Annotated in this window: 4 protein-coding genes; 3 read left to right on the forward strand and 1 reads right to left on the reverse strand. The window is 70.9% G+C overall.

Going from position 1 to position 3,470, the window contains the following annotated elements; all coding sequences use genetic code 11:
• A partial coding sequence (locus RH94_RS11700) for a GntR family transcriptional regulator (RefSeq protein ID WP_234425703.1) occupies positions 1–554 on the reverse strand: 554 nt, incomplete at its 3' end.
• A 99-nt stretch (positions 555–653) separates the two neighbouring features.
• Between RH94_RS11700 and glyA the strand changes: the two genes are divergently transcribed.
• From glyA to RH94_RS43110, 3 genes are all read left to right on the forward strand, one after another.
• Positions 654–1,988, forward strand: a complete 1,335-nt coding sequence (gene glyA / locus RH94_RS11705; protein WP_073947558.1) for a serine hydroxymethyltransferase — start codon at positions 654–656, stop codon at positions 1,986–1,988.
• Positions 1,985–3,205 carry a sarcosine oxidase subunit beta family protein gene (locus RH94_RS11710; RefSeq protein WP_073947545.1) on the forward strand — a complete coding sequence of 407 codons (1,221 nt, stop codon included), beginning with the start codon at positions 1,985–1,987 and terminating at the stop codon, positions 3,203–3,205. Before glyA ends, RH94_RS11710 begins: the two co-directional genes overlap by 4 nt.
• Before the next feature lie 12 nt (positions 3,206–3,217).
• Positions 3,218–3,470, forward strand: a 253-nt coding sequence (locus tag RH94_RS43110; RefSeq protein ID WP_234425704.1) for a sarcosine oxidase subunit delta, incomplete at its 3' end; no start/stop codon positions are given.

Raw genomic sequence — 3,470 nt, forward strand, 5'->3', positions numbered from 1 at the left:
TGTCCCGCCATGCCCGGCAGCCGGTTCACGAACAGGCACCAGATGCGGGTGGCCAGGTTGTCGTAGCGGATGAGGGTGTCCTCGAAGTACGGGTTGCGGGTCGCGGCGTAGATGGCCCGGTGCACCCGCAGGTCGAGGCGCATCAGGGCGTCCGCGTCCTGTCCCGCGGTGTCCTCGCCCTCCAGCTGCCGCAGCAGTGCGCCCAGCGCCTCGCGGTCGGCGGCGGTGGCGCGCTCGGCCGCGCGGGCCGCCGCCATGGGCTCCAGCTGGCGCCGGACCTCGGAGATGTGGGCGAGGTCGGTGATGTTGACCTCGGTGGCGAAGGTCCCGCGTCGCGGGTAGGCCACGATCAGCCGCTCGTGCTGCAGGCGCTTGAGGGCCTCGCGCACCGGCGTGCGCCCGAAGCCGACGCTCTGGGCGAGCAGGTCCTCGTTCACCGGGGCGCCCGGCGGGATCTCCAGCATGATCAGGCGGTCGCGGATGTCGCGGTACGCGCGCTCGGCGAGGGTGAGCGTCTCCTCGCCGGCCGTGTGCGAAGTCTGTTCCTGATTCATTCCGCTACCCCCTTGACCCTTTCCGTCGGCCTGACCTACGTTACCGCACGTACTGATATATCAGTGCTGGAGCAGTCGCATATTAAGGTGGTGCTCACCATGGCAGCGAAACCGTCGACGACGGAGAACAGCGGCCTTCTCTCCCTCCCCCTGGCCTCCCTGGACCCCGAGATCGCCGCCGCCGTCTCCGAGGAGCTCCGGCGCCAGCAGACGACACTCGAGATGATCGCGTCGGAGAACTTCGCGCCCGAGGCCGTGATGCAGGCCCAGGGCTCGGTCCTGACGAACAAGTACGCCGAGGGCTACCCCGGCCGCCGCTACTACGGCGGCTGCGAGCACGTCGACGTCGTCGAACAGCTCGCCATCGACCGGGTCAAGGCCCTGTTCGGCGCGGAGGCGGCCAACGTCCAGCCGCACTCCGGCGCCCAGGCCAACGCCGCCGCGATGTTCGCCCTCCTCGACCCGGGGGACACGATCCTCGGCCTGGACCTGGCGCACGGCGGTCACCTGACCCACGGCATGCGCATCAACTACTCCGGCAAGCTCTACAACGTCGTGCCCTACCACGTGCGCCAGTCGGACCTGCGCGTCGACATGGACGAGGTGGCGGAGCTGGCCCGCGAGCACCGGCCGAAGCTGATCGTCGCCGGCTGGTCGGCCTATCCGCGGCAGCTGGACTTCGCCGCCTTCCGCCGCATCGCCGACGAGGTCGGCGCCTACCTCATGGTCGACATGGCGCACTTCGCCGGCCTGGTCGCGGCCGGCCTGCACCCCAGCCCCGTGCCGTACGCGGACGTCGTGACCACCACCACCCACAAGACCCTCGGCGGTCCCCGCGGCGGTGTGATCCTCAGCCGGGCCGGACTCGCCAAGAAGATCAACTCGGCGGTCTTCCCCGGCCAGCAGGGCGGCCCGCTGGAGCACGTGATCGCCGCCAAGGCGGTCTCCTTCAAGGTCGCGGCGAGCGAGGAGTTCAAGGAGCGCCAGCAGCGCACCCTGGACGGCGCCCGGATCCTCGCCGGACGGCTGCTCGCCGACGACGTCGCCGAGGCCGGGATCACCGTCCTCACCGGTGGCACCGAGGTCCACCTGGTCCTGGTCGACCTGCGCGACTCCGCGCTCGACGGGCAGCAGGCCGAGGACCGCCTCCACCGCATCGGCATCACCGTCAACCGCAACGCCGTGCCGTTCGACCCCCGCCCGCCGATGGTCTCCTCCGGCCTGCGGATCGGCACCCCCGCCCTGGCCACCCGGGGCTTCGGGACCGACGAGTTCCGCGAGGTCGCCGACATCATCGCCTGCGCCCTGAAGGAGGAGGACCTCACCGACGAGAGCGCCGCCCTGCTGCGCGGCCGGGTCACCGCCCTCGCCGAGAAGTTCCCGCTCTACGCCGACCAGACCGGACCCGCCGACCAGAACGGAACCGCCGGATGACCGCCGCACCCCTGCCGGAGCACCCCGACTGGCTCTGGCGCACCCCCGACCCCCGCCCCTCCTACGACGTCGTCATCGTCGGCGCCGGAGGCCACGGCCTGGCCACCGCCTACTACCTCGCCAAGGTCCACGGCATCACCAACGTCGCCGTCCTGGAGAAGGGCTGGCTGGCCGGCGGCAACATGGCCCGCAACACCACCATCATCCGTTCCAACTACCTGTGGGACGAGAGCGCGGCCATCTACGAGCACGCCCTGAAGCTGTGGGAGGTGCTGCCCGAAGAGCTCGACTACGACTTCCTGTTCAGCCAGCGCGGCGTCCTCAACCTCGCGCACACCCTGCAGGACGTCCGCGAGGGCACGCGCCGCGTCAACGCCAACCGGCTCAACGGGGTCGACGCCGAATGGCTCGACACCGACGAGGTCGCCAAGATCTGCCCGATCCTCAACACCTCGTCCGACACCCGCTACCCGGTCCTCGGCGGCACCTACCAGCCCCGCGCCGGCATCGCCAAGCACGACCACGTCGCCTGGGCGCTCGCCCGCCGCGCCGACGAGATGGGCGTCGACCTCATCCAGAACTGCGAGGTCACCGGCTTCGTCAAGGACGGCGACCGCGTCGTCGGCGTCGAGACCAGCCGGGGCCGCATCCTGGCCGGCCGGGTCGGCCTCGCGGCCGCCGGGCACAGCGGCGTCCTGGCCGAACGGGCCGGGTTCCGGCTGCCGGTGCAGTCCCACCCGCTGCAGGCGCTGGTCTCCGAACTGCACCAGCCGGTGCACCCCACCGTCGTGATGTCCAACCACGTGCACGTCTACGTCTCGCAGGCGCACAAGGGCGAACTGGTGATGGGCGCGGGCGTCGACGCGTACAACGGCTACGGCCAGCGCGGCTCGTTCCACGTGATCGAGCACCAGATGGCCGCCGCCGTCGAGCTGTTCCCCATCTTCGCCCGTGCCCACGTGCTGCGGACCTGGGGAGGCATCGTCGACGTCACCCCGGACGCCTCCCCGATCATCGGCACCACGCCGGTGGAGAACCTCTACGTCAACTGCGGCTGGGGCACCGGCGGTTTCAAGGCCACCCCGGCGGCCGGCTGGACCTTCGCCCACACCATCGCCACCGGCGAGCCGCACCCCCTGAACAAGCCCTTCGCCCTGGACCGCTTCACCACGGGCGCCCTGATCGACGAGCACGGCGCCGCGGCCGTGGCCCACTGAGAGGAGGACACCGTGCTGCTGCTGAACTGCCCATGGTGCGGTCCTCGGGACGAGACCGAGTACCACTACGGGGGCCAGGCCCACATCCCCTTCCCCGAGACCCCCGGGGACCTCACCGACGAACAGTGGGCCGAGTACGTCTTCTACCGGGACAACCCCAAGGGCCCCTTCGCCGAGCGGTGGGTGCACTCCACGGGCTGCCGCCGCTGGTTCAACGTCGTGCGCGACACCGTCACCTACGAGGTGCTCGCCGTCTACCGGCTCG

Origin of the sequence: Streptomyces kebangsaanensis (assembly GCF_001906585.1) — a bacterium.
GTDB classification, from domain to species: domain Bacteria; phylum Actinomycetota; class Actinomycetes; order Streptomycetales; family Streptomycetaceae; genus Streptomyces; species Streptomyces kebangsaanensis.